Annotated in this window: 20 protein-coding genes; 7 read left to right on the plus strand and 13 right to left on the minus strand. The window is 63.1% G+C overall.

Translation table 11 applies throughout. The annotated features are described in order from the left end of the window. Positions 1-2 precede the first annotated feature (2 nt). Genes IC757_RS06735 through IC757_RS06745 form a run of 3 tightly spaced genes read left to right on the plus strand, consistent with a single transcriptional unit; the run spans position 3 to position 9,092 of the window. Positions 3-4,955, plus strand: a complete 4,953-nt coding sequence (locus IC757_RS06735) for an NAD-glutamate dehydrogenase (protein WP_190976581.1) — start codon at positions 3-5, stop codon at positions 4,953-4,955. 4 nt (positions 4,956-4,959) lie between these two features. After that, on the plus strand, positions 4,960-5,730 hold the full coding sequence (locus IC757_RS06740) for an NAD kinase (protein ID WP_190976582.1): 771 nt from the start codon (positions 4,960-4,962) through the stop codon (positions 5,728-5,730). 56 nt (positions 5,731-5,786) lie between these two features. Then, positions 5,787-9,092 (plus strand): amidohydrolase family protein, encoded by a 3,306-nt coding sequence (locus IC757_RS06745; protein WP_190976583.1) that lies wholly within the window; start codon positions 5,787-5,789, stop codon positions 9,090-9,092. A 92-nt stretch (positions 9,093-9,184) separates the two neighbouring features. Here IC757_RS06745 and IC757_RS06750 read toward each other — a convergent pair whose 3' ends face one another. From IC757_RS06750 to IC757_RS06760, 3 genes are all read right to left on the minus strand, one after another. Further along, positions 9,185-9,673: a hypothetical protein gene (locus IC757_RS06750; protein WP_190976584.1), complete on the minus strand. Its 489-nt coding sequence runs from the start codon at positions 9,671-9,673 to the stop codon at positions 9,185-9,187. 75 nt (positions 9,674-9,748) lie between these two features. Then, positions 9,749-11,092 (minus strand): 30S ribosomal protein S12 methylthiotransferase RimO, encoded by a 1,344-nt coding sequence (rimO, locus tag IC757_RS06755; RefSeq protein ID WP_190976585.1) that lies wholly within the window; start codon positions 11,090-11,092, stop codon positions 9,749-9,751. After that, on the minus strand, positions 11,089-12,318 hold the full coding sequence (locus IC757_RS06760; protein WP_190976586.1) for a patatin-like phospholipase family protein: 1,230 nt from the start codon (positions 12,316-12,318) through the stop codon (positions 11,089-11,091). Before IC757_RS06760 ends, rimO begins: the two co-directional genes overlap by 4 nt. 55 nt (positions 12,319-12,373) lie before the next feature. On the opposite strand from IC757_RS06760, the gene IC757_RS06765 reads away from it, so the two are divergent. Both IC757_RS06765 and IC757_RS06770 read left to right on the plus strand, forming a co-directional pair. Continuing rightward, complete coding sequence (locus IC757_RS06765) at positions 12,374-12,823, plus strand: peroxiredoxin (RefSeq protein ID WP_190976587.1); 450 nt, start codon at positions 12,374-12,376, stop codon at positions 12,821-12,823. Continuing rightward, complete coding sequence (locus IC757_RS06770; protein WP_190976588.1) at positions 12,820-13,563, plus strand: FFLEELY motif protein; 744 nt, start codon at positions 12,820-12,822, stop codon at positions 13,561-13,563. The genes IC757_RS06765 and IC757_RS06770 overlap by 4 nt, the downstream gene beginning before the upstream one ends. 458 nt (positions 13,564-14,021) lie before the next feature. Here the strand turns inward: IC757_RS06770 and IC757_RS06775 are convergent, their stop codons facing one another. Beyond that, complete coding sequence (locus IC757_RS06775; protein ID WP_190976589.1) at positions 14,022-14,345, minus strand: GIY-YIG nuclease family protein; 324 nt, start codon at positions 14,343-14,345, stop codon at positions 14,022-14,024. A 1,029-nt stretch (positions 14,346-15,374) separates the two neighbouring features. On the opposite strand from IC757_RS06775, the gene IC757_RS06780 reads away from it, so the two are divergent. Together IC757_RS06780 and IC757_RS06785 are read left to right on the plus strand one after the other, a co-directional pair. Further along, positions 15,375-15,656 carry a type II toxin-antitoxin system RelE/ParE family toxin gene (locus tag IC757_RS06780; RefSeq protein ID WP_190976590.1) on the plus strand — a complete coding sequence of 94 codons (282 nt, stop codon included), beginning with the start codon at positions 15,375-15,377 and terminating at the stop codon, positions 15,654-15,656. Between the two features lie 54 nt (positions 15,657-15,710). Continuing rightward, a complete protein-coding gene (locus IC757_RS06785) occupies positions 15,711-16,007 on the plus strand; it encodes a HigA family addiction module antitoxin (RefSeq protein ID WP_190976591.1) in 297 nt (98 codons plus the stop codon). A gap of 1,835 nt (positions 16,008-17,842) precedes the next feature. Here the strand turns inward: IC757_RS06785 and IC757_RS06790 are convergent. The 9 genes from IC757_RS06790 to IC757_RS06830 form a co-directional block, all read right to left on the minus strand. Then, on the minus strand, positions 17,843-18,517 hold the full coding sequence (locus tag IC757_RS06790) for an HAD family hydrolase (RefSeq protein ID WP_190976592.1): 675 nt from the start codon (positions 18,515-18,517) through the stop codon (positions 17,843-17,845). A gap of 2 nt (positions 18,518-18,519) precedes the next feature. Next, positions 18,520-22,137 carry a LamG domain-containing protein gene (locus IC757_RS06795; protein WP_190976593.1) on the minus strand — a complete coding sequence of 1,206 codons (3,618 nt, stop codon included), beginning with the start codon at positions 22,135-22,137 and terminating at the stop codon, positions 18,520-18,522. 1 nt (position 22,138) lies between these two features. Beyond that, positions 22,139-22,534, minus strand: coding sequence for a hypothetical protein (locus IC757_RS06800; protein WP_190976594.1), 396 nt, complete (start codon positions 22,532-22,534; stop codon positions 22,139-22,141). Then, positions 22,531-23,373, minus strand: a complete 843-nt coding sequence (locus IC757_RS06805; RefSeq protein WP_190976595.1) for a type II secretion system protein — start codon at positions 23,371-23,373, stop codon at positions 22,531-22,533. The genes IC757_RS06800 and IC757_RS06805 overlap by 4 nt, the downstream gene beginning before the upstream one ends. After that, complete coding sequence (locus IC757_RS06810; protein ID WP_190976596.1) at positions 23,360-23,791, minus strand: Tfp pilus assembly protein FimT/FimU; 432 nt, start codon at positions 23,789-23,791, stop codon at positions 23,360-23,362. The genes IC757_RS06805 and IC757_RS06810 overlap by 14 nt, the downstream gene beginning before the upstream one ends. A gap of 1 nt (position 23,792) precedes the next feature. After that, positions 23,793-24,218, minus strand: coding sequence for a prepilin-type N-terminal cleavage/methylation domain-containing protein (locus IC757_RS06815; RefSeq protein ID WP_190976597.1), 426 nt, complete (start codon positions 24,216-24,218; stop codon positions 23,793-23,795). 168 nt (positions 24,219-24,386) lie between these two features. Then, positions 24,387-24,785 (minus strand): type II secretion system protein, encoded by a 399-nt coding sequence (locus IC757_RS16920; protein ID WP_317977077.1) that lies wholly within the window; start codon positions 24,783-24,785, stop codon positions 24,387-24,389. A gap of 255 nt (positions 24,786-25,040) precedes the next feature. Next, positions 25,041-25,574, minus strand: coding sequence for a hypothetical protein (locus IC757_RS06825; protein ID WP_190976598.1), 534 nt, complete (start codon positions 25,572-25,574; stop codon positions 25,041-25,043). Continuing rightward, positions 25,571-26,704, minus strand: coding sequence for a GGDEF domain-containing protein (locus tag IC757_RS06830; protein ID WP_190976599.1), 1,134 nt, complete (start codon positions 26,702-26,704; stop codon positions 25,571-25,573). Before IC757_RS06830 ends, IC757_RS06825 begins: the two co-directional genes overlap by 4 nt. Positions 26,705-26,747: the final 43 nt, after the last annotated feature.

Here is a 26,747-nt window from a genome sequence, read left to right on the forward strand (position 1 = left end):
AGATGAGTCACAAGGACAGTCGCAAGCAGGAGTTGCTTGAGGGGATTCACGACCGGGTATTCGAATCGACCGGGCGTGACGAGGTGGCAGCGGAGTTTGCCCGTCGCATGTTGCGGCGGATCCCCCTGGATGAGCTCGAGGAGATCGGAGCCGACAACCTGGCGGTGATGGCCGGCGAGTACCTGGAGTTTGCCCGCCGGCGGGTGCCTGGCGACATCAACCTTCGTGTCTACAACCCCGACCCCGAGCAGCATGGCTGGCATTCCTCGCGGACGATTATCGAAATCGTCAACGACGACATGCCCTTCCTGGTCGATTCGGTGGTGCTGGCGCTTTCGGAGCTGGGGATCTCGGTTCGATTGGTGATCCATCCGGTCATGCGCATCGAGCGCGATCCGGGCGGGCACTTGATGCGGCTCGTGCCCGAAGGCGACGAGAGTACCGGCCAGCAGGAATCGCTGATGCATTTGCAGGTCGAGCACCAGCGGTTTCCTGAGATCCTGGCGCGGATCGAGGAGCGGGTGCGGCTGGCCCTGGCCGATGTGCGCCGGGCGGTGAATGACTGGCAGCCGATGCTGGCGCAGGCCCGGGAGATTGCCGAGGAACTGGAGCGTACGCATCCGCAGATGAGCGAGGGAGCGCTGGAGGAAACCCGCGACTTCTTCGAGTGGCTGGCCAGCGATCACTTTACGTTTCTGGGCTATCGCGAGTACGTCATTGAGGACGGCCAGGACGGGCGCGTGCTGCGGGCGATTCCCGAAAGCGGGCTGGGCATCATGCATACCTCGCATCGCGAGGCGCCGGTGCGTTCGCTCAAGGACCTGTCGCATGGCAGCGAGTCGACTTCGCCGGACGATCCGATCATCATCACCAAGACCAACGCCAGCTCCACGGTTCACCGGGCCGGCTACATGGACTACATCTCGGTGCTGTACTTTGACGACGACGGCAACGTGTCGGGCGAGAAGCGCCTGATCGGCCTGTTTACCTCTGGCGCCTATATCCGTCGTTGCCAGGATACGCCGCTGGTCAGGCGCAAAGTCCAGAAGGTGTTGAAGCTTTCCGGGCTGCAGGCCAACAGTCATGCCGGCAAGGCCTTGCTGCACATCCTCGAGACCCTGCCGCGAGACGAGCTGTTCCAGGCCTCCAGCGAGGAGCTGCTTGAACTGGGTAGCGGTGTGCTGGACCTGCAGGAGCGCGCGCAGACGCGGCTGTTCATTCGCCGTGAGCGATTCGGCCGCTTCTTTTCGTGCATGGTGTTCATCCCGCGCGATCGATTCAATACCGAGAATCGCGAGAAGATCCAGCAGATCATCAAGCGGTCTCTGAAAGGCGAGCGGCTGGATTTCGCCGTGCAGGTAGGAGAATCCAAGCTGGCCCGGGTGCAGTTGATTGTCCGGCCGCGCAGCGGGGAGTCGGTTGATTTCGATATCGACGACATCGAGCGCAAGATCAAGCAGGCCATCCGGTCGTGGAGCGATGAGCTGACCGATTGCCTTGTGCGTGAGCACGGCGAGGATCAGGGCGTGGAACTGGCTCGGCGTTATGCCCGCGCCTTTCCGGCCTCCTACATGGAAGACATTTCGCCGCACGTGGCCAGTTTCGACGTGGCCAATATCGCACGCTTGCGCGACCTTGACGACTTGCGCATGAGTCTGTACCGGCCACGCAAGCGTCATACCGGGATCCTGCGCTTCAAGCTGTTCCGCCACGGCTCACCATTGCCGCTGAGCGACGTGTTGCCCATGCTGGAGAACCTGGGGATGCGCATCGTGTCCGAGCGCCCCTACGAGTTGCGCATGGGTAGTGGCCACAGTGTCTGGATCCAGGATTTCGACATGAAGCCGCCGGGAGAGGCCGAGGTGGATCTGGACCGGGTGCGCGACAAGTTCCAGGAGGCGTTCGAGCAGACTTGGCGTCGTCGCTGCGAGAATGACGGCTTCAACCGCCTGGTGATGCTGGCCCGGATTGACTGGCGCCAGGTCAACGTGTTGAGAGCCTGTTGCAAGTACCTTCTGCAGACCGGCATGCCGTTTTCCCAGACCTACATGGAGCAGACGCTTTCGGCCTGGCCGCTGATCGCACGGTTGCTGGTGGAGTATTTCGAGGCCCGCTTCGACCCAGCTCGTGCCGAGGAGAGCAAGCAGCAGAAGGCGGCGGCCCGTCGTGACCTGGAGCAGCAATGCCAGGTCCTGGCCGAGGGGATCGAGGATGAAGTGCTCCGGGAGTTTCTCGGCGAAGTCTGCCAGGCGCGTGAGAGCGATGGCGACGAGACCGAGGGCGAGGTGCTGCGCAAGGCCATTCTCAGGGCACTGAACGCCGTGAGTTCGGCCGATCAGGATCGAATCCTGCGCGGTTTCTGCGATCTGGTGCGCGCCATGCTGCGCACCAATGCCTATCAGTCCAATCGCCGTGGCGGGCATGCCGAGTATCTCAGTTTCAAGCTGGATTCCGGACGTGTGCCCGACTTGCCGCAGCCGCGCCCGTATCGCGAGATCTGGGTGTATTCGCCGCGCATGGAGGGTATTCACCTGCGTGGCGGAAAGGTCGCTCGCGGCGGCTTGCGCTGGTCGGACCGGCGCGAGGACTTCCGTACCGAGGTGCTGGGCCTGCTGCGGGCCCAGAACGTAAAGAACACCATGATCGTGCCGGTGGGCGCCAAGGGTGGCTTCGTGGCCAAGCAGCTACCCGAGGGTGAGGACCGCGATGCCATGATGGCCGAGGTGGTGCACTGCTACCGCTCGTTCATCAACGGCATGCTCGATATTACCGACAACCTCGACGGTGAAAGGGTACTGCCGCCTTCGCAGGTGGTTCGCAAGGACGATGACGACCCGTACCTGGTCGTGGCCGCCGACAAGGGCACGGCCACGTTTTCCGATATTGCCAACGCGGTGTCGGCCGAGCACGACTTCTGGCTGGGTGATGCCTTCGCATCGGGCGGGTCCAATGGCTACGACCACAAGAAGATGGGCATTACCGCCCGGGGTGCCTGGGAGTCGGTCAAGCGGCATTTCCGTGAGCTGGGGCTGAACACGCAGGAAGAGGATTTCAGCGTGGTCGGAATCGGCGACATGGGCGGGGATGTGTTCGGCAACGGGATGTTGCTGTCCAGGCACATTCGTCTCAAGGCCGCGTTCAATCACATGCATATCTTTCTCGACCCCGATCCGGACCCGGAAGCCAGTTTTGCCGAACGACGGCGCCTGTTCGAAAAGGACCGCTCGACCTGGGCGGACTACGACGAGCAACTGATTTCGAAAGGCGGCGGGGTGTTCTCGCGTCAGGCCAAGTCGATTGAGTTGTCCGACGAGGTCCGCGAATGGCTGGGGCTGGAGGCGGAGTCGCTGGCACCGCATGAATTGATTCGCGAGTTGCTCAAGGCCCCGGTCGACCTGTTGTGGAATGGCGGTATCGGCACTTACGTGAAGGGCGAGCATGAAGCCCATGCCGATGTGGGCGACCTGGCCAACAACCTGGTGCGCGTCAACGGCAATGACCTGCAATGCCGTGTCGTGGGCGAGGGCGGCAACCTGGGTCTGACTCAGCTCGGGCGGATCGAGTACGCCATGAACGGCGGGCGCATCAACACCGACTTTATCGACAACTCGGCCGGTGTCGACTGCTCCGATCACGAGGTCAATATCAAGATCCTGCTGAACCTGGCCGTCGAGCGCGGCCAGCTTGATCTGACCGAGCGCAACCGACTGCTGGAGTCGATGACCGAGGAAGTCAGCGGCCTGGTGCTCCGTTCCAATTACCTGCAGAACCAGGCGTTGAGCATGATGGAGGCGCTGACCCGGGATCGACTGGGTGCCGAAGCGCACTTTGTGGCCATGCTGGAGCGCCAGGGAGTGCTCGACCGCGACCTGGAGCAACTGCCCGATGAAGAAGAGTTGCGCGAGCGAGTGGCCCGCGGACAGGGTCTGACCCGACCGGAGCTGTCCCTGCTGCTGTCCTATGCCAAGATCCGGCTCTACGAAGAACTGCTTGATTCGGATGTGCCCGAGGATCCGTATCTTTCGCGCGAACTCAAGGACTACTTCCCCGGGCCTCTGCGTGAACGCTTCGCGGAGTTGATGCCTGAACACCGGCTGTGGCGCGAGATCATCGCCACCCGCGTGACCAACAGCATCGTCAACCGCATGAGTGCTCCCTTTGCCATGCGGATCAAGGAAGATACCGGCGCCAGTTCGGCCACGGTGGCCAAGGCCTACACGGTGGCCCGTGAGATTTTCGAAGCACGGGTTTTCTGGAAGCAGATCGAATCGCTGGACAACCAGGTGCCGGCTGCCCGGCAGGTCGAGGCATTGCAGGAGATGTGGAACCTGCTGCGCCAGGTCACCCGTCGCCTGATTACCCTGCCGGGTGGATACGGTATCGATATTTCCAGCCGTGTCGAGCGCTTCGCGCCGGGTATTCGGGAATACCGCAAGGTGCTGCCGAAACTGCTGATGGGCGATCTGCGTGAGTCGCTGGAGGAGCGCTGCGAGGAGCTGGTGACCGATGGCTTCCCGCGTGAGCTGGCCCTGGAAGTGGCCACGCTGCGCTACGTGTATTCGGCGCTGGATATCGTCGACGAGGCGCGTCTCCAGGAGATGAAGGTCGAGGATGTGTCTCGTATCTACTTCCTGCTGTTCGACCGCTTGTGCCTGAAATGGCTGCGAGGCCAGGTCGAAAGCCTGCCGGTGGAGCGTCAGTGGCATGCCCATGCCCGCGGGCACCTGCGCGACGACCTGTACCGTCATCACCGCGAGTTGACCCGTCGTATCCTCAACGAAACCGGCGATCAGGAGGAGCCGGTGGAGGCCTGGTTCCAACGCCACGAGAACGAATCCGAGCGAGTCTCGATCATGCTCGAAGAGATGCGCAATACATCGAGTTCGCACGATTTTGCCGTGTTGCAGGTGGCCATCAATGCACTGGGCCAGTTGATGCACTCGACTTCGGACTGAACGCATGAATGACCGCCTGGCGATGGCCGTCGTGGCCAGCGAGCACCCCGGCTCGCGCGAGGCGGCCGCCGAGTTGTGCCGACGTTACGGCGAGGTCGGCATCGACGAGTCCGAGGTGGTCGTGGTGCTGGGAGGTGATGGTTTCATGCTGCACACCCTGCATGAGAATGTCGATCGAGATGTGCCGGTTTTTGGCATGCGCCTGGGCGAAGTGGGGTTCCTGATGAACCGCTATTCGCCCGACGACTTGCCGGAGCGGGTTGCAGCGGCGCGCGAGGTGACGCTGCATCCGCTCGAAATGATTGCAACCACGGCCAGCGGCCAGCAGCATAGGGCGGTGGCCATCAACGAGGTCGCGCTGCTGCGCCAGACCAATCAGGCCGCTCACATCCGCATCCTCATCAACGGCAGGGAGCGGATTGCCCGGCTGGTTTCGGATGGCGTGCTGGTGGCCACGGCGGCCGGGTCCACGGCCTACAACCTGTCGGCCCATGGTCCGATTCTGCCGCTGGGTACCGATGCGGTCGTGCTGACCCCCATCAGCCCGTTCCGTCCGCGGCGCTGGCAGGGCGCCATTCTGCCGGCTTCGGCCGAAGTTCGTTTCGAGGTGCTCCAGCCCGAGCGCCGTCCGGTCAGTGCCACTGCCGACTATGACGAGGTGCGCAACGTGGTGCAGGTCGATGTGCGCCAGAACACTACTGCCACTCATCGCCTGCTGTTCGACCCCGAGCATTCCCTGGAAGAGCGCATTTTGTCTGAACAGTTTTTCCAGTGATCGGGCCTCCGTATAATGGCTCGGATTTCCAACCTACCCTCAGGAGACGCTCACCTATGCGAGCCCCACTGTTTCTGATTTTGCTGGCCTTCCTCGCTCAGCCGCTGATGGCCGAGGAGTCGGGCAACGGCAATGACGACCCCTACGCGGACTGGTCGGTCACCGACCCCCCCGGTAACTGGGAAACCATCACCATCGACACCCGTGAAGTGACGTGGTCTGACGTGGATGTCAGCCCGGATGGCGATTCCCTGATTTTCCACATGCTGGGCGACATTTACCGGGTCAGCATCGATGGCGGCGAGGCCGAGGCCCTGACCGACGATCTGGCCTGGAATTTCCAGCCGCGCTACAGCCCTGACGGGCGTTCGATCGCCTTCATTTCCGATCGTGACGGCGCCGAGAACATCTGGATCATGGATGCCGATGGCGGCAATCTTGAACAGGTCAGCGAGGAGCGCGATCACCTGCTGCACAACCCGGCGTGGTCGCCCGATGGAGACTATATCGCGGCGCGCAAAGGGTACGTTTCGCAACGCTCCATTCCGGCCGGCTCGATCTGGATGTACCACCGCGGCGGCGGCAGTGGCGTGATGCTGGTCGACCTTCCGCATGGTGAGCAGTCGCAGAAGAACATCGCCGAGCCGTATTTTTCCCGCGCTGGACGCTATGTCTATTTCAGCCAGGACATCACCCCGGGTCGGGTGTGGGAATACAATCGCGATGCCAACGAAGGCATTTTCGCGATTCGGCGCCTGGATCGGGAAACCGGAGAGACCGAGAACGTGGTCTCCGGCCCCGGCGGGGCCGTGCGGCCGGTGCTCTCGCCCGATGGCACGCAACTGGCCTTTGTGCGTCGCAACCCGACCGAGTTGTCTTCGCGCCTGATGGTCAAGGACCTGGAGTCCGGCATCGAGCGCACCCTGTTTACCGGCCTGGAGCGTGACAAGCAGGAAACCTCCGGCGACATGGGCAATTTCCCGGCCTTTTCCTGGCACCCGGATGGTCAGTCCATCATTGCCTGGACCGGTGGCAAGTTCCATCGTATCGGTACCGACGGCTCGCACAGCGAGATCGAGGTACACGTACAGGCCGAGAAGCAGGTCAGGCCGGCCTTGCAGCGCGATGTCGAGGTGTCGCCCGATACCTTCGATATCAAGATGGCCCGCTGGACGCAGGTCAGCCCCGATGGTCGATATGCCATCTACCAGGCCATGGGGTATTTGTGGCTGCACGACCTGGAACGCGATCGTCGTTCGCGCCTGACTTCGCAGACCGATCACTGGGAGTTCTACCCTTCGTTCTCGCCGGATTCGCGCCACGTGGTCTACACCACCTGGGATGACGAGGAACTGGGTTCGGTACGCATCGAACCGGTGGGCCGTGGCCGTGGCCGCACGCTGACCACCGAGCCGGGGCACTATGTCGAGCCGGCGTTTTCGCCCGATGGAAAGCAGGTGGTATTCCGTCGCACCGGCGGTGGCTACCTGACTTCACCGGCCTGGTCGGAGCGCACCGGCCTGTATCGCGTACCAGCCGATGGCGGCGAGATGGTGCGTGTGCATGATTCCGGCGCGAACCCGCAGTTTTCGGCCGACAGCGAGCGCATCCTGTTTTCCACCCGCTCCGATCTGGCCCTGGTGCTCAACAGTGTCAATCTCGACGGCCATGACCATCGCGAGCACCTCCGGGGCGACTGGGTCACCGGTTACCAGGTGTCACCCGATGGTCGCTGGGTGGCGTTTACCGAGCACTACAACGTCTACATCGCGCCGTTTTTCCCGGCCGGCCGCACGGTCAACCTCAACGCCAACCAGCGCGCCTTCCCGGTCCGCCAGGTCTCGGCACGCGGCGGTGAACACGTGCATTTCGTCAATGACAGCACCACGCTGGCCTGGTCGCACGGGGCCACGCTGTACCAGCGCGACCTGCACGATGCCTTTGCCTTTCTCGAAGGCGCGCCCGATGAACTGCCCGAGCCTGAAACCGAAGGGGTGCGTCTGGGCTTCGAGGTTGAAAGCGACCGTCATGACGGCCGCATTGCCCTGGTCGGCGCCCGCGTCGTGACCATGCGCGATGCCCAGGAGACTCGCGAGGTGATCGAAGACGGCGTGGTGCTGGTCGACGGGCATCGCATTGCCGCGGTCGGCAGCCGCGACGAGGTCGAGATTCCGCGTGGCTACGAGGTCTTCGAGATGGGTGGCAAGACCATTGTCCCGGGCCTGTTCGACGCCCATGCTCACGGCCCAATGAGCGCCCAGCAGTTGACACCGCAGCAGAACTGGTCGCAGATCGCCAACCTGGCCTACGGGGTGACGAGTATTCACGACCCGTCCAACGACAATGCAGCGATCTTCTCCATGGCCGAGCTGCAGCGCGCCGGCAAGGTGCTGGCACCGCGCATCTGGTCGACCGGGCGCATTCTGTACGGTGCGCTGTCTCCCGGTGCCACGGCCAAGATCGATTCCTATGACGATGCCGAGTTCCATGTGCGCCGTCACAAGGAGCTGGGCGCGATCTCGGTCAAGAGCTACAACTACCTGCGTCGCGATCAGCGCCAGCAGGTCATCGAGGCGGGCCACAATCTCGACATCATGGTGGTGCCCGAAGGCGGCATGCGCCTGGAACAGAACCTCAACCAGATCATCGATGGCCACACGGGCATCGAGCACAGCCTGTCGGTCAAGCGGACCTATGACGACATGCGCCAGTTGTGGAGTCAGACCGATGTGGTCTATTCACCCACCTTCGTGGTGGCCTATGGCGGCATGATGGGCGAGGAGTACTTCTATGACCGCCACGAAGTCTGGAAGAACGAGCGCCTGCTCAACTTCGTGCCGAAGTTCCTGGTCTATCCGCGTTCCATTCGCCGGCCGACTGCCCCGGACGAGTTGTACAACCACGTCGCCGTGGCCGAGGGAGCGAAGGTGCTCAACGAGCTGGGTGTGCCGGTGGTGATCGGTGCTCACGGTCAGTTGGCCGGCCTGGCCGCGCACTGGGAGATGTGGATCATGGTGCAGGGCGGATTCACGCCCTGGGAAGCCCTGCGCGGCGCGACCATCGATGGAGCGCGCTACTTCGGCATGGATGCCGACATCGGCTCCATCGAGGAAGGCAAGCTGGCCGACCTGGTGGTGATCGATGGCGACGTGCTCGATGATATCGAGCAGAGCCAGAACGTGGTCTGGACCATGCTCAATGGCCGTCTCTACGATGCCTCGAACATGAACCAGGTCGCACCCGAGCAGGTCGAGCGGGCGCCGTTCTTCTTCGAGCAGGAGGGTGGAGACGCCTGGATCCCCGAGACCATGAAGCATATCCACCAGCTCGGCGTCGACCATGGCTGGAAGTGCCGGCACTGAGCTGGGTAGACCATCACGATGGGCAAAAAGCAAAAAGGCCCTGCCGTCTGGCAGGGCCTTTTTCGTTCAGGGGGGGCTGAGGAGCAGAGCGGTTAGCGCTGGCGAGAACGAGACTGCCGGCGCCTCTCAGCAGCTCTCTCGATGATCTCCTCGCCGGTCATGCCGTCCAGTGACCGGAACAGCGCTTCGGCCCCGCCCCATCCTTCGGGAGAGTTCATTTGCAGGTCACGGATGGCAGAATCGAGTTGCTGATACTGTTCATCTGTCGAGTCCGAGGCAATCAGCTCTAGGCTCTGTTGGAAAGCCTCAGGAGAACTGCCATCGACGATCATGGTCAGCCCATGCCCGTCCACTTCGGCGGCTCCCTGCAAATGTGGCAGTCGCCTCGGGTCCGCGTCGGTTGTCCTGGTGGGTTCTTGTGGTTCCTGTTCGCTTCTTCGGCGAACCTCGCGGCGGGGCTGTTGTTCGGTTTGCTCCGCGGCCGGTGCCGTTTCGACTTCGTTGGCGGCTTCGTCTTGGTCGTCGGATCCGCAGCCGACCAGGAAGAAGGTGGCGGCAATTGGAACAATCAACTTTTTCACGTTGGACTCCATCTTGATTGGGTTTGAAGAATGTGAATGACGTCGCCTTAGACGCATTCGGGCCGGGACGGTTCCTCAGTCTTCGTGCGGCCTGGCGTAGAGATCGTAGTCGTCGGCATCGGTGATGCGCACGCGCACAAATTGCCCGGGCGACACGCCGCTCGCTCCCTGGATAATGACCAGCCCATCGATTTCTGGGGCGTCGCCGTAGCTGCGGGCAATCACCTGATCGTTCTCGACATGGTCAACCAGCACGGTTTCGACCGAGCCGATCCGCTGGGCCAGACGTTCGGCACTGATGGCGGCCTGGTGCTGCATGAAGCGATGCCAGCGCTCTTCCCGCACTGCGTCCGGTACCGCACCGGGCAGGTCGTTGGCCGCGGCCCCTTCAACCGGCGAGTACTGGAAGCACCCGACCCGGTCCAGTTGTGCTTCTGTAAGCCATTCCAGCAGTTGCTCGAAGTCCTGTTCGGTTTCGCCGGGGAAGCCGACGATAAAGGTCGAGCGGACCACCAGCGACGGGCAGCCCCGGCGCCAGGCCTGGATTCGCTCCAGGGTGTTATCGGCCGCCGCGGGGCGCCGCATGGCCTTGAGAATGCGCGGGCTGGCGTGCTGGAACGGGATATCCAGGTAGGGCAGGATGCGGCTCTCGGCCATCAGCGGCATCAGGCGGTCGACATGCGGGTAGGGGTAGACGTAGTGCAGTCTCACCCAGGCGTCCAGTTCGCCCAGCGCGCGTGCCAGGTCTAACAGTCGGGTTTCCCATTCGCGGTCGCGCCAGTAGTCGGTCTGGTAGCGCTGATCGACGCCGTAGGCGCCGGTATCCTGCGAAATGACCAGCAGTTCGCGCACGCCTCGATCCACCAGCGCTTCGGCCTCTTTCATCACCAGCCCCAGCGGTCGACTGACCAGGCGGCCGCGCATCGAGGGAATGATGCAGAAGCTGCACTTGTGATTGCAGCCTTCCGAGATCTTGAGGTAGGCGTAATGACCGGGCGTGAGCTTCAGACCACCGGGAGGCACCAGGTCGACGCGCGGGTCGTGCGGGCGCGGCAGGTGGCTGTTGATGGACTGGACCACCGCCTCGCTCTGATGCGGTCCGGTCACGTCCAGCACTTTCGGATGGATGCTGCGAATGTCTTCCGGGCGGGCGCCCATGCAGCCGGTGACCAGTACCTTGCCGTTGGCCGACAGTGCCTCGCCGATGGTTTCCAGGGACTCGGCCTTGGCCTCGTCGATGAACCCGCAGGTATTGACTACCACCAGGTCGGCGCCCTGGTAATCCGGGGCGATGCGGTAGCCCTCGGCACGCAGGCGGCTGAGAATGTCCTCGGAATCAACCAGCGCCTTGGGACAACCCAGCGACACCATGCCGACGGACGGTGTCGGTCCGTCCTGCCTTTCTGAATGCTGACTCATGGCTGCCTCAGGGTGCGTTCCAGGCTGTCCAGTGTCCGGTCCAGGGTGTTGCCCACCGGCGCGAAGTGCACCGGTTCGTGTTGCAGGCTGTCGCTGAGCGTCTGTTCGCGCTCGAGCAGCGTGCGGTTGACGCCCAGCCGGTAGGGTTCCAGAAAGGCTTCGAGCTGATCGGCGTGTTCCAGCAGTTCGCGGCGCGTGGTCTGATAGGCGTGTTCGGCCAGATCGCTGCGCGAGCGGTAGCTGAACACGTTGGTGTAGAAGATCTTCTCGTCGTCGCGATTGGGCTCGACCAGCATCACCGAGGCACCGGGATAGTCCGATTCGTACTTGCGCATGCCGATCTGCATGCGCGACTGAATCAGCGAGCGGAAGGTCTGCGACAGTACGATCGGCAGCCCGCCCCGAACCATGCGGTCGCGGGGTTGGGTGTGGTCCGTGTGTTCACCTTCGGCATCGAAAGGCACCAGCGGGTTGATGGCCAGCAACAGGTCTGTGCCCTGTTCGAGTGCAACCGAGGCATGCAGGGTGCGACGCAGCGCGCCATCGACGTAATAGCGCCCGTCGATTTCGACCGGGGGGTACAGGCCGGGCAGGGCGGCCGAGGCCTGCACTGCCGTTGAAATGGGCACATGATCATGACCGGGTTCGCCGAAGCGTACGGCCTGCCCGGTGTCGAGTTCCACGGCAATAATGCGCAGGCGCGCCTGCAGTTCACGGAAATCATTGCTGCGCCCCGGCTTTTCCAGCGCCTGGGCGACAAAACGCTCGATATTGACGTTGTCGAAGATGCCCGTCGGGATCAGGCGGCTCAGCCCTTCCACGCTCTCCAGGCTGGTCAGCCGCTCGGGGTGGCGAATAAGCTCGGTGAGCATGTCGAACAGTACACCGGGCACGCTGGCGGCCCGACTGAGGTACTCCCGGAAAGCCGGTCGCAGAAAGGTTTCGGGGTGGAAATCGTATTCCGCATCCGGCGAGGTCATGAAAACCCGTGCCATCTGACTGGCGGTAATCCGGTTGGCCAGGCTGGCCGACAGGAAAGCCCCCGAGCTGACGCCTACATAAACATCGAGGTCGTGGACGTGGACCCCGTCGATGGCTTCGTCAATGGCCTGCAGGACGCCCAGTTCGTAGATGGCGCCCAGCGGGCCGCCGCCGGCAATGGCGAGGCCGATGGTCGGTCTGCGGTCCTGGTCCCGAGGTTGGCTGGCCGGTGTCAGTGTGAGCATGAGCGGTGAAGATCTCGACGGTACGGAAACAATCAAATCATTATAATGCAAAGCCATGACCATCCCGATTGGCCACAGCGCCCCCGACTTTACCCTGCCGGACCAGGACGAGCAGCCCTTCCGCTTGTCCGATTCGGCCGGGAAGCGCCTCCTGCTGGTGTTTTACCCGGGAGACGAGACCCCGGTCTGCACCCGGCAGCTTTGCGACTACCGCGACGGTCTGGACAGTTTCGCCGACCTTGGCGTGGAAGTCGTCGGCATCAGCCGTGACGATGCCGAGTCTCACCGGCGCTTTCGCGAACGTCACCAGCTGCCCTTCACCCTGCTCAGCGATCCGGACATGAGCGTGGCGGACCAATATGGTTGCCGCGGGCTTCTGGGGATGAAGCGCGGGGTGTTTCTGGTGGATGAGTCTGGCATCGTGCGTTATGCCCATGTCGAGGCGGTTGCTGCTTTTCGCCGTCGACGCGAGGAGCTGGTCGAGGCGATCGGGTCGCTGGAATGAAGGAATCGGCCGCGGTCGCTCACCTGGTCGAGCAGATCGACCGCAACCTGGCCATTGCCGAGCGCATTCCCGAGGAGGGGCCGTGGCGGGAATCGCTGGACCGTCTGCAGGCCTGGCAGGTGGCGCGCCTGGACGAGACCTATGCCGATCTGCGCGCCACCGACCGGTTCAGGCCGGCATGCGACTTCTTTCTCGATGAACTCTACGGTGGTCGCGAGGTGCATGCCCGCGACCGCCAACTCAAGCGCGTGGTGCCCATCATGCGCCGCTTCCTGCCCGGGCACCTGCTGTTTGCCATCGGCGAAGCCATGCACCTGCAGGCCATCAGCCTGGAATTCGATTTTCGCCTGGCCGAGCACCTGATCGACATCGAAGAGATTACCCAGCCGGTCTATGCCCACGCCTACCGCGCAGACGGTGACTGGGAAGGCCGGGAAGAGCAACTGCGCCTGATCCGCGAACTCGGCGACCTGCTGGTCGAGACGGTGCGCAAGCCCATGGTGCACCGCCTGATCCGCATGATGCGCCTGCCGGCCGAACTGGCCGGCGTGGGCCTGCTGCAGGACTTCCTGCAACGCGGCCTGGACGCCTTCGCTCACATGGACGGCGACCCACGCTTCCTGTCGACCATCGAAGAACGCGAAACCGACGCACTCCGACGCCTCCAGAGCGGAGAAGACTGGCCGTTCGAACCCTGGATAGGCCACTGGCCAGCACGCGAGGCCCCGGATAATCGCTGACGCGATTTCCAGGGCGACGAATCACTGTCGTCCCGGCCGGAGAGCCGGGACCTCGCACGTATCAGTTTTGCACGGCGTCAATTGGTTGGCTTTGTTCTGGGCCGTGCAGAGGGTTCGCGTGCGAGGCCCCGGATATCGCCTGCGGCGATTCCGGGGCGACGGGTTGGGGTGATTTTCGGGGTGACACCTCGCTGTCGTCCCGGCCGGAGCGAAGCGCAGAGCCGGGACCCCGCACGCTGCAGTTTCGCACGGCCTAATGCTTCTGTCGTCCCCGCTCCATCCAACGTTTTCCCGGCTCCCGGATCAAGCCCGGGACAGGCTCCGAGCCGGGGGGCATGTTTCAAGTCCACATTGTATGGAGACCGGGGCTTCCCCCAGCGCTCTGTTGTCCGCTCTTGTTAACCCGGCACGAATGTGACCTACCATTCGTGCCGGGTTAATAGCACCGGATGCCGTCGTCAATACGGCACATGGGTATCCACACCCTCGGAGTGGGCAATCCGCGGGTACAGGTCCTGCCATTGCGGGTTGTCTTTTTCGATCAAGGTCAGCTTCCAGTCCCGACGCCAGCGCTTCAGGCGCTTCTCCCGCTCAATGGCATGACCGAAATCGCTGAAGTGTTCGAAGTACACCAATCGGCGCAAGCGGTATTTTTGGGTGAATCCTGGAACCAGCCCCAGGCGATGCTCCCAGACTCTGCGTATCAGATTGTTGGTGACACCCACATACAACGTGCCGCGCAGGCGGTTGGTCACTATGTAGACAAAGCAATCGCGTTCCATGCTTGGCAGTTTGCCCGCAAAGCCTGGAGTCAGGCGATGGCAGGCCGGCGATAGTGTTTGTAGGAAAACGGCTATTGGTTCGTGTTGTACGTGCAACGCCCCTGTCGTCCCGGCCCCACACTCAACGTCGTCCCGGCCGGAGCGGAGCGCAGAGCCGGGACCTCGCACGCTCGGTTCTGCACGGCGTTTAACAAGTGCCTTTGTTCCTGGCTGTGCTGTTGTTTTGTGTGGGAGGCCCCGGATATCGCCTGCGGCGATTCCGGGGCGACGGGTGGGTGATTCTGGGGTGACGGGACGACGGGGTTGGGTGATTCCGAGGCGACAGCCCTGTCGTCCCGGCCGGAGCGGAGCGCAGAGCCGGGACCTCGCACGCTCGGTTCTGCACGGCGTTTAACAAGTGCGTTTGTTCCTGGCTGTGCTGTTGTTTTGTGTGGGAGGCCCCGGATATCGCCTGCGGCGATTCCGGGGCGACGGGTGGGTGATTCTGGGGTGACGGGACGACGGGGTTGGGTGATTCCGAGGCGACAGCCCTGTCGTCCCGGCCGGAGCGGAGCGCAGAGCCGGGACCTCGCACGCTCGGTTCTGCACGGCGTTTAACAAGTGCGTTTGTTCCTGGCTGTGCAGTTGTTTTGTGTGGGAGGCCCCGGATATCGCCTGCGGCGATTCCGGGGCGACGGGGGTGGGTGATTCTGGGGTGACGGGGCGACGGGGGTGGGTGATTCTGGGGTGACGGGACGACGGGGTTGGGTGATTCCGAGGCGACAGCCCTGTCGTCCCGGCCGGAGCGGAGCGTAGAGCCGGGACCTCGCACGCTCGGTTCTGCACGGCGCTGAGTCAGTGCCTTTGTTCCTGGCTGTGCTGTTGTTTTGTGTGGGAGGCCCCGGATATCGCCTGCGGCGATTCCGGGGCGACGGGTGGGTGGCGATTCCGGGGCGACGGGGTTGAAGCGATGGCGCGGTAATAGGTGCTCTCGGTACCTTGTGCCTGTGGCTTGTTGCAAACTATAACGCGCAACGTTATAATCGCGATATGATTCGCAGCTTTGCCGACCGCGAAACCCGAGTGATCTGGGAAGGTCGGCAGTCGCGAAAGCTGCCTGCTAACATTCAGGCAACCGCCCGGCGAAAGCTGCGAATGTTGAATAATGCACGTGACCTGACTGATTTGCGGGTTCCGCCGGGAAACCGGCTGGAGGCTCTGAAAGGGAACCGTGTCGGTCAATACAGTATCAGAATCAATGACCAGTGGCGCATTTGCTTCAAATGGCAAGACAATGCAGCTGCCGAGGTTGAAATCGTGGACTATCATTAGCCTGAATAATTCATGAACTATTCGGGCTAGCAACGTCAACTGAAGATATTCGAAATGACTACCGACCGTTTGCCCAATGTTCACCCCGGAGAGATTCTACTGGAAGAGTTTCTCAAGCCTATGGGGATCAGTCAGAATCGGCTTGCGCGAACCATAGAGGTCCCACCGAGACGGATCAATGAAATCGTGCTTGGAAAGCGACGGGTTACCGCCGATACGGCAATGCGCCTGGCACGAGCGTTTGGAACCTCGGAACGCTTTTGGCTGGGGTTGCAAGCTGACTACGACCTTGAGCAAGCGCACTTCGATCATGGCGAGGAAGTTCGTCGAATTCCCAACATTGCCGCGTGACCAAAGCCTGAGTTCAGCATTTTCCAGAGTGACCAGAATCGCGTCTTCCACGCATGACGCTGGCCAGCGCCTCTGTCGTCCCGGCTCCCGGGGCAACGCCCCTGTCGTCCCGGCCCCACCCACCGTCGTCCCGGCCGGAGCGGAGCGTAGAGCCGGGACCTCGCACGCTCGGTTCTGCACGGCACTGAGTCAGTGTCTTTGTTCCTGGCTGTGCTGTTGTTTTGTGTGGGAGGCCCCGGATATCGCCTGCGGCGATTCCGGGGCGACGGGGTGGGTATGATTCCGGGGCGACGGAGTGGGTGGCGATTCCGGGGCGACGGGGTGGGTGTGATTCCGGGGCGACGGGGTGGGGGTTCCGGGGCGAGAAGATGGCCTGTCGTCCCGGCCCCACACTCAACGTCGTCCCGGCCCCACCCACCGTCGTCCCGGCCGGAGCGGAGCGTAGAGCCGGGACCTCGCACGCTCGGTTCTGCACGGCACTGAGTCAGTGTCTTTGTTCCTGGCTGTGCTGTTGTTTTGTGTGGGAGGCCCCGGATATCGCCTGCGGCGATTCCGGGGCGACGGGGTGGGTATGATTCCGGGGCGACGGAGTGGGTGGCGATTCCGGGGCGACGGGGTGGGTGTGATTCCGGGGCGACGGGGGTGGGGTTCCGGGGCGAGAAGATGGCCTGTCGTCCCGGCCCCACACTCAACGTCGTCCCGGCCCCACCCACCGTCGTCCCGGCCGGAGCGGAGCGTAGAGCCGGGACCTCGCACGCTCGGTTCTGCACGGCACTGAGTCAGTGTCTTTGTTCCTGGCTGTGCTGTTGTTTTGTGTGGGAGGCCCCGGATATCGCCTGCGGCGATTCCGGGGCGACGGGGTGGGTATGATTCCGGGGCGACGGAGTGGGTGGCGATTCCGGGGCGACGGGGTGGGTGTGATTCCGGGGCGACGGGGGTGGGGTTCCGGGGCGAGAAGATGGCCTGTCGTCCCGGCCCCACACTCAACGTCGTCCCGGCCCCACCCACCGTCGTCCCGGCCGGAGCGGAGCGTAGAGCCGGGACCTCGCACGCTCGGTTCTGCACGGCACTGAGTCAGTGTCTTTGTTCCTGGCTGTGCAGTTGTTTTGTGTGGGAGGCCCCGGATATCGCCTGCGGCGATTCCGGGGCGACGGGGTGGGTGTGATTCCGGGGCGACGGGGTGGGGGTTCCGGGGCGAGAAGATGGCCTGTCGTCCCGGCCCCACACTCAACGTCGTCCCGGCCCCACCCACCGTCGTCCCGGCCGGAGCGGAGCGTAGAGCCGGGACCTCGCACGCTCGGTTCTGCACGGCACTGAGTCAGTGTCTTTGTTCCTGGCTTTGCAGTTGTTTTGTGTGGGAGGCCCCGGATATCGCCTGCGGCGATTCCGGGGCGACGGAGTTGGGTGTGATTCCGGGGCGACGGGGTGGGTATGATTCCGGGGCGACGGGGTGGGTATGATTCCGGGGCGACGGGGTGGGTGTGATTCCGGGGCGACGGGGTGGGTGTGATTCCGGGGCAACGGGGTGGGGGTTCCGGGGCGAGAAGATGGCCTGTCGTCCCGGCCCCACACTCAACGTCGTCCCGGCCCCACCCACCGTCGTCCCGGCCGGAGCGGAGCGTAGAGCCGGGACCTCGCACGCTCGGTTCTGCACGGCGCTGAGTCAGTGCCTTTGTTCCTGGCTGTGCAGTTGTTTTGTGTGGGAGGCCCCGGATATCGCCTGCGGCGATTCCGGGGCGACGGGTTTGGTGTTCCGGGGGATGGAGTGGGCGCATCCGGGGCGGTTCAGGGTGTTTCGGGGGACGGAGTGGGCGCATCCGGAGTGACGGGGTGGGCTACTCCGCGGTGATGAGGGTGTTGAGCATTTCGGGGTGGAAGTCTTCTAGGGTGGTGAGTACTCGGTTGGCGCGGCGGATGCCGGGGTCGTCGGGTGTGAAGACCGAGGGCACGGCGATGACCTGCATGCCTGCGCGTTGGGCGGCTTCGATGCCCGCGGGGGCGTCTTCAAATACCACGCAATGGCCGGGGTTCACGCCGAGTTTGCGGGCGGTGGTCAGGAACGCGGCCGGGTCCGGTTTGCCGCGGGCTTCCAGCGCGCCGGAGTGGGTGAGGTCCATGAATTCTTCCAGGCTCAGCTTGCCGACCACGGCATCGATCAGGGCCGGTGGGGAGGAGGAGGCGATGGCCATGCGCAGGCCGGCTTTGGCCAGGCAGGTCATGGTGTCGTGTACGCCGGGTAGTGCCTGGCCGCGTTGCATGATCAGGCGTGTGACTTCGGCCAGCACGGCATCGTGCATGTCGTCCGGGCTGGGGCCCTGCCAGCCGAAGCGCTGGTGCCAGTCGTTGATGACTTCATCGAGCCGCTTGCCCGCCGACTGGCGGCACAGGTCGCGGTCGATAGGAACACCGAGTGGACGGAAACAGGCGATCTCGGCTTCCTGCCAAAGCGGCTCGGAGTCGATCAGCAGCCCGTCCATGTCGAAGATCGCGGCTTGGATGTCGGCAGGCATGGCTAGCGCGGGGCGGTTTCCTGGATGAAGATCCGGCGCGGGCTGCCATCGAACAGTCCGAATGAAGCGCGGCCCTGGGGATCGTCGTCGTAATTGTCGTCATCGCTTAGATCATCACGCAGGAAGGGCCAGTTGTCTTCCAGGTTAAGTCGCAGATCGACCCAGCCGGGCTGGTCGGGAGCGGTGAATCGGAACCAGCCAGCGCCGTCTACCAGTTCAAGTCGACTGTCTTCTGTTTCAACGGAGGTTGAACCTTCTCCTACTGACACGGAAGTTTCTCCGTCGCTCTCGGTACCGCTGGCGTCTATCAGTACGACGTCATCGGCCAATGCCATCACGGTGCAGTCATCGTCCTGGTTGACCTGCCAGGTGTCACCATTCCAGTGCTCGGCCCGCCAGGGCAGGTCCAGCGGCGCCAGTTCGGAACCGATGGCATTATCGACCACGATACGGCCGAAGCGAAGTTCGGTGGTGCCGACTTCGTCATCCTCTTCGCTGCCCAGGCCGACGCCATCGCTGTCGGTCGGATCGATGCTTACGGTGTAGTCCGGGTAGGGGCCTTTGGGTGCATCACGAGGCAGTTTGAGCTGCACGTCAGCCAGTCCCAGGCCCCGCTCCCACTGAAGGTCTGCGTCCAAAACCTCGGGTGGCTCAGGGGAGGCGTCGATATCGAGCTCATCAGCATCGAGCCTTGCGAATTCATCATGGTAGTTGTTGGTCGGCGCACCCAGTGCGTTGCGGGCCTGCAGGGTGAAATCCACCGCGAAGGGTTCGCCGATGTAGGTGAAGCTCGCGGCTTCGCAGTTGTTCAGGTCCACTCGGTTGCGTACCGGCCTGGATGAGACGGTAAAGTGATCCGGAATGAACCGGCCGATGGATTCCTCTGATTGCCCAACCACATCCTCGGACCCCAGGTAGGCGCCGCTGGTCAGGCGTGGCGTCAGCGAAATGATACCCACTTCCGGCCAGTAAAAGGTGCCGCAGGCCACTCCGGGTGCGGTGTTGCCGTCACAGTCGCTGTCGAAGGCGCCGAAGCTGCCGACCAGGTTGGGGTCGCTGCCGCCGGCCGGCTCGACCAGTTCCAGGTCGAAGTCGACTGCTTCTGCCGGTGATTCGTTGCCGAAGTTGGGGGTGATGCTGTTATTGGCATTGCGGGCCGATACCTCGATATCGAAATCGACGCCGGCCGTGGCAAAGACCGGACCGGCTGGACCTTCAGCGGCCGGATTGTTGTCGATTTCGAGTTCGAAATGGCTGGGCCGGGCGATGAACTGTCCGGAGCCTGTCATCTCCAGGCCTTCCTCTTCCGTGCCCGGCTCGCCGGTATATTCGGCGTTGAGGGTCATGCGGCCGACATCGGGGTAGGACAGGCTGAAGCCGGCCTGGCCGTCGGCATCGAAGAACAGGTTGCGGGTGCTTCCGGGGGCGGCCGTGTCGACGGGGGATCCTTCTATGCTGATCGGGGCCGTGCCACTGCCGGGGTTGGCGTAGTCCGACCAGAACCGGACTTCCTTTTCGTCGTTGCCGAAGCCGGCCACGCATTCCAGGGTTTCCTCGTCGGTTCTCACCGCAGACAGCGTGCCGGTGACCGTGACGCCGGCGATGTGATCTTCCACATCGATCAGAAAGCCCGAGTCGGCGATATCGAGCACGCAGGTTTCGGCGCCGGCGCCGTCGAAGCAGCGCGTGGGATTGTCGGCCTCGGGGTCGGACACGGCATCCAGCGTGGCCGGGCCCGGGGTGGTGACCTGCAGTGACACGGTGGTCTGGCCGGTGAAACTGACCGGGTTCTGACTCCAGTTGCCGGCGGGCGAGACGAATCCGACCTCGGTTTCTTCGGAGAAAAGTTCGGTGCAGTCGGGGTCGTCACAGGCCTGAACCTGCACATCGAAGGGTGCGCAGGTCAGTCCACTGCCCGGGTGAATCAGGCGGATATGATCCGGATTCGATATCAGATCGCAGGGCAGGTCGCGCAGCCGGAAGGCGTCAAGCTCATCGGGATCGAGGGCGCCATTGGCGAAGATGACATCATCGTAGTCGGCCGTGCTGCCGAACACGCCCGGCAGGCCGCCGATATGGATGTTGGCCGGGGAAATCAGGTCGGGTGGGTTGGACTGGGTGCGCTGGTTCTCGGTGATCAGGTTGCCATCCAGGTAAAGTCGCTCCGTGATCTGCTGCTGGCCTCCCGATACGGCCTGCTGCCGGCGGGTGACCGCGATATGCACCCAGTCGCCGGAGAAGGCGCTAGTATCGTGGTCGAGGAAGCTCTCGTTGTCATTCTGGTCAGTGAATACCGCGCGCAGATTGCCTTCCGAGCGCCTGAGAATCTCCAGCGGCCGAGCGTAAAGACCGGACAGATCGCCCAGTGCGAGAATCGAACCCTCCGGCCCCACGTCGACGGCGCGGAACCAGAAGGCCACGCTCATGTTGTTGGGGGTGCTGAGGGCGCCGGGTGCGGAGGTGTTGATGCGGCCGTCGGTGGGCACGGTGGCGTAGCGGCAGGTGCCGGGGTCCCCGGGACGAATGGGGTCGGTCAGGCTGGTCTGCGGATCATTGATTGCGGTGCCGTGGTTGTCGAACCCGGATGAATCGATGACCTCGCCGGCGTCGCCGGTCCACTCCGTGCTTTCCATGCGGTAGTCGATAACCACATCGATCTCGGGCTCAAGCACCTCGATGATGATGGAACCACGACCATGTTCCTGCCATTGATTGAAAAAATTGCAAACGGGTACAGAAAAACCGGTGCAGTAATCGCTGATAAACGTCACCTCATAGCTGCCCGGGTCGGAGAACGAAGTGGTCCATGGAATGGGGGAGCGGTCGCAGGCAGTGGTGCCTGAGGTATCCGGGCCCTGCTCGGTTGCACCGTCAACCTGCCAGGTATCGCGCCAGTGATTGGCCGACGGGCAGCCCTGCACCCAGGCCTCGAACAGCACCGGCTCGCCGGCTTCGACGATGACCGGGGAATCGAACTCGCCGTTGGCCGAGACTTCGACCGGTCCGCCGGCTTCATTCTGGCATAGGCCGCCGAAGTCGGCGTTCTCCACGGCATCCGGGTCGTAGGTGGCAACGGTGTTCGGGTGTGTCCCAACCGCGCCTCGTGCGGTGACGGCGCCGGTGATGCGCGTACCGTTGCTTAGCTGTACGGCCCCCTCTGCATAAAGAATGCCGTTGAAAGTCGTGTTGTTGCCTATGGTGGCATTGGAATAGGCGAGTACGACCAGGTTGGCCGGGTTGCCCGGATTGTTGAAATTGATGTTGTTCTCGATGACTGTGTTGCCCTGCACGAAAATCCGCACCGGCCCGTTGATATTGACCGTGGCATTATTCTCCACGTTGACCGAGGTGAAGTAGTAGTCGCCCGGGCCCAGGTTCACCGTGCCGCCGTTGGGAACATTCAGGGCGCCGTCATTGGGCGAGGGAAACGGCGGCAGGGTCAGCACATCCGGCGGCTGGGCGTTGCTGCGGATAGCCTGGGGAAAGACGTCGGAGCACTGGGGGACGGCCTGGGCCAGTGCCGGCAGCATCAGGATGAGGAAAACCACAAGCCATTGCCATCGCGGCTGTCGTACCACGTTCCGAGGGGCCGGGTGGGTATGGTGGCGGTCCTGTGTCATGTCAGCCCTCGTCGGCAATCTGCGCCCGCACGGTGCGGCGCACGAAGATGGTCTGGCCGATGCTGCCCTGGCGGGCACCGGCTTCCAGGGTGTAAACGCGGTATGAGGTGTCGCCCTCGGTCTCATCATCTGCGTCACAAAAAAATGTGGTCTGAAAGCCGAACAGGCTCTCCTGTCCACCGGGAGTACAGCTGTTGCTGCCGAGAATGCTCGGGATTTCGCTTTCCAGGCGGGCCATGGCGGCATACCAGGCCTGTTCGGCCAGCAGGGCCCGGGCCTGGCCGGTATGCTGGGTGGCTGAGGTCAGCGCGATGGCCGCGGCCGCCACCGTGATGACGGTGATCAGGAAGATGGCGGCAAACAGTGCTGCGCCGCGTTGTTGGTGCATCGACATCATGGACTGTTGAGAACCTGTGCCTGGGCCACCAGAAAAATCTGCTCGCCACCATCGGCCAGATCCAGCCGCAGGGTAAGCAGGCCGCGCCGGGCGCTGGTGCCTTCAGCATAGCTGAATTGACAGCTTTCGATATTGCCGGTGACCAGTGCGGGTGAACCGCTCGGGCTGCTGTCGATGCCGTAGTCGCTGAAGCGCAGTAGCTGGTTGCCTTCACAGACATAGCTGACCACCGTATCGACCACGTAGAAGCGCTGATTGGGCGAATGCGTGGCAAACGCGGGATCGCTGCCGCCACTGTCATATGAGATGGAGCCCGAACTGGCGTTCGTGATCGCGGCAATATTCTGACCGCTGTAGACATCGAACCCCGGCTGGCCGGTGTTGTAGACCGACAGGCAATGACCATTGCCATAGCCACAACTGCGCCCGGCGTCGCGTTCTTGCACCTCGTCGGCATCGATCAGTCCGCCGAGCACATCGAACGATCCGCTGGACTGGGCGGGAACGAACGGGTCGCTGTTATCGCCCGGGGTTGGCAGGCGACGATAGCGTCCACCGGTGAGTGTGGTAACGAATTCGACTTGCTGGTTGTCTGGTGACACTCGCACGCTGTTGGGCAGCGCGCTGCGCGCTTCACGGGTCATGCGGTTGAGCGCCAGATCGGCGCTGTCGACCAGGGCGGCGCGGCGCTCGAGATCGGCGGCGGCCTGGAAGGGTGGGAGGATAAAGGTCACGCTGACGGCGGCCAGGATGCCGACCAGCACCATGACCAGGATCAGCTCGATCAGGGTAAAGCCACCCTGTCCGGGTCTACCCCGGGTTGGTCTAGCGATGCACATGGCCCGTCTCCGCTTCGACCGTGATGGTGGTGCCGTCGGCCAGGTTGATGGTCGCTCCATCGCTGCGGCCGAAGGCGTCGAATACGACTGTTACGTTTGAAATGACATCGCCCGAGCCGGTGAAATTACCGCTTCGGGACGGGTGAGGAACCGGCACACTGCTGCAGTCATTGCCCGCTCCGGTGTAGTTGACCGAATAGCCGCCTGAGCTGATTTCGACTGCGACGTGGCAGCCCGAACCCAGGGCGATACGCTGGGCGTGATTGAGCGCGGCGATCAACTCCCTGGCGAAGGATTGTCGTTCGAAGCCCTGAATGTCGAGACGGGGTACGGCAAACACGGCCAGAATGCCCAGCAGCACGAGGATCATGACCAGTTCGGTCAGGGAGAATCCTGTGGATGTGCTCGGCCCGCGCATGTCAGTAGTCGCCGCGCTGGCTCTGCAGCGAATAATTGATCCCCCCGCCAGCGTGGGCCACGTTCACCCCGATGGTGGCCGGGGCGTTGCCGGCAACGCTGACCAAGACGGTGTAATCCGACAGCGACGCGATCGGATTGCCGAACTGGTCGTGCGGGGCCTCGTCCAGGCCGTCGTAGCAAAAGACCTCTTCCCAGCCACCCCGGTTACCAGAGCCCGGGTTTGAGCACGCGCCATGCTCCCGCAACAGAATCTCATCCATATACGCCGTGGCAATCGCCCGCGCCTGAGCCTGGATCATCGGGTCGGCGCTGCGCGCGACCGGGGTCACGAAACCGGTCAGGATGGCAGCCCCGATGCCGATGACCACCAGCGAGACGATGAACTCGATGAGTGTGAAACCGCGTTGGACTCGGGAGTGGGGCATGGCAGGGCCTGAGTCGGTGAAAACCTGATTAGTGTAATGCAGGAATTGTGCCGGGGAGGGGGAGTGTTAAGTGTTAAGAAGCTGGGTGTTAGGTGTTAGGGGGGAAGAAGACCCCGCTCGGGGCGGGGTCTTCTGGGGTGAGCGTAGCGTGGTCTACGCAATCAGGTGCTAGGCATCTGCGCTTCGGATGCCTTGGAAAGTGGCCTGTGCATCGGTGTCGTCGTCGGTGACGGTGCATTCTGCGCTGTCGCCCGGGTTGGTGCCGAGTGATCCGCCGGTGACGGAGAAACGATCTGTGTCAAAGCCGACCATCAGGTCGACGATGTCATCACAACTTTCAACGGAGTCATCGCCTTCTGGGCTGCCGGCCACGACGGCGGCGTAATTGATGGCGCTGGCTGAGGCCAGGCCGCCGGCGACGCCGTCGACGGCTGCCTGGGCGGCTTCGTCGCTGAGGTCGATGAAGCGGGGCACGGCTACGGCGGCAAGGATGCCGAGCAGGACGATGACGATGACCAGTTCGATGAGGGTGAAACCACCCTGGGATTGACGGATGTTCATGTTCATTGCAGTTCTCCTGTGCTTTTCGGTCGCGGGCCGCGGCCCGGCCGGGTTATGGTTTGGTGATTTGCCCCGGGCAGACCGCAGTCAGCGCACGGGGCCGGTTGTTCGACAACCTTGAAGAGGATAATGCAATCAACGTGCCATGTGGGCAACTTCCCTCATTATCGAGAGGTCTGTCACATAACTGTGGTGTACTCAAGGGGATGACTGACAGATTCCGTCATGTATTGCCCCATGGTCTGGCCCGTGCACTGACGATCATTTCTTCAGAAGTTCGCCCATCACCAGGAGTGTGCCGGTCAGGACGATTATGGCGGTCAGCAGGATCATGAGCCCTCTGATGCGTGGATAGCGGGCGAGGAATCGGCTGAGTCCTGCGGCATCGAGGCTCATCCAGCGATTGGCTGTCGCTTCGATGTGTTTGAGTCGACTCGGCCGAACCAGAATGACCAGCCCGATGAACAGATTGATGAGATTGCCGGCGAGCAGCAGCCAGGCTGCCAGTTGCCAGCCATCGTGCGGCAGGTCGTTGAACAGGATGCCGCCGATCACGAACTGCCACAGGAAGAACAGGCTGGCCAGTATGATCAGGCCGCCGCTGATTCGGTGATGACGGTAGATCAGGCGCTCGATATGCCACTGGCGGTCTGGCGTTCGCCAAGGCCCGTTGGTATCGCTGTTGCTGTCGGCAGTTGCCCTCAGGGTCAGTGCGGCGCCGGTGATGAGCAGGCCAAGGCCGATCACGGCCAGGGCCAGCAGCGTGGTGATCAGCAGGATGTCGGCGGTGGTCATGCTTCGGCGGCCACGGTTCGGTTGCGGCCTTCTTCCTTGGCGCGGTAGAGCGCCTTGTCGGCCCGGGCGATGGTCAGACGGACGGGTTCCTCGGCGCGGTACTGGGCCACGCCGATTGAAACGGTGCAGGAGATGCGCTTGTTTCGGGTTTCGAACGGCTCATCGGCGGTCTGCCTGCGCAGTCTTTCGGCGGCCAGTACGGCGCCTTCGAGGTCGGTGCCGGGCAGGATCAGCAGGAATTCTTCGCCGCCGAAACGTCCGATGCTGTCGACGGTGTCGTCGACACGAACGACCTGGTCGCCGTCTCGCAGCAGTTGTGAGCCGCGTCGCGCGAACTCGGTCAGTACGTCGTCACCGACCTGGTGTCCATGCTCGTCGTTGACGTGTTTGAAATGGTCCAGGTCGAGCACGGCCACGCAGAAGGTCGAGCCGGTTTCGGCCGACTCGCGTGCCAGGGTTTCGAGCTGGGAAATCAGCCTGCGGCGGTTGGGCAGGCCGGTCAGTTCGTCGTGTTCGGCCAGGTGCTTGAGCCGATCGGTGGCCTCGCGCAGTTCGCGATTGCGCTGTGCCAGCTTGCGTCGCAGGCGTGCGACATGTGAGCCGACGAAGGCCAGCCAGAACATGACGATGCTGAAAGCGGCCAGCTCCAGCAGCATAACCTGACCGGAACGCTGGTAGTCGCCCAGGACGAATTCGCCGAGCACGATCAGGGCATAGCCGACCACGGCCACCAGGGCAACGAACACGAACTGGGGCGTTCGCAACTGAAACACGCCGAAGAACATGGCCATGATGAACAGCATGAGCAGGATGGTTCGTGCCTCGTCGGCCCGGCTGATGACCACCAGGGCCACCAGGGTGGCGACGATGATCTGGGGCAGGGTCATGCTCGGGTCTTCGAGTCGGAGGTTCCAGCCCGAGCGGATGAGGACATGGAACATCAGGTGGACCATGAGAATCAGCAGCAGCAGCGCGCTGAAACCCAGCGGGGTGAAGTCGATCAGGCCCAGCGACCAGCCGATGAAGACCACGACGATGGACACCAGCCAGGCCAGCATGGCCATGCGCAGGCGGCGCAGCCTGAGTGCCTGGTGGGCATCGATTCTGCGTTGGTCGGTAGCCGCTTGCATTGCCCTGTGGTCCTCGCTCACGCCCATGGCGCAAAGTGGTGGC

This window comes from Wenzhouxiangella sp. AB-CW3 (assembly GCF_014725735.1).
Taxonomy (GTDB): domain Bacteria; phylum Pseudomonadota; class Gammaproteobacteria; order Xanthomonadales; family Wenzhouxiangellaceae; genus Wenzhouxiangella.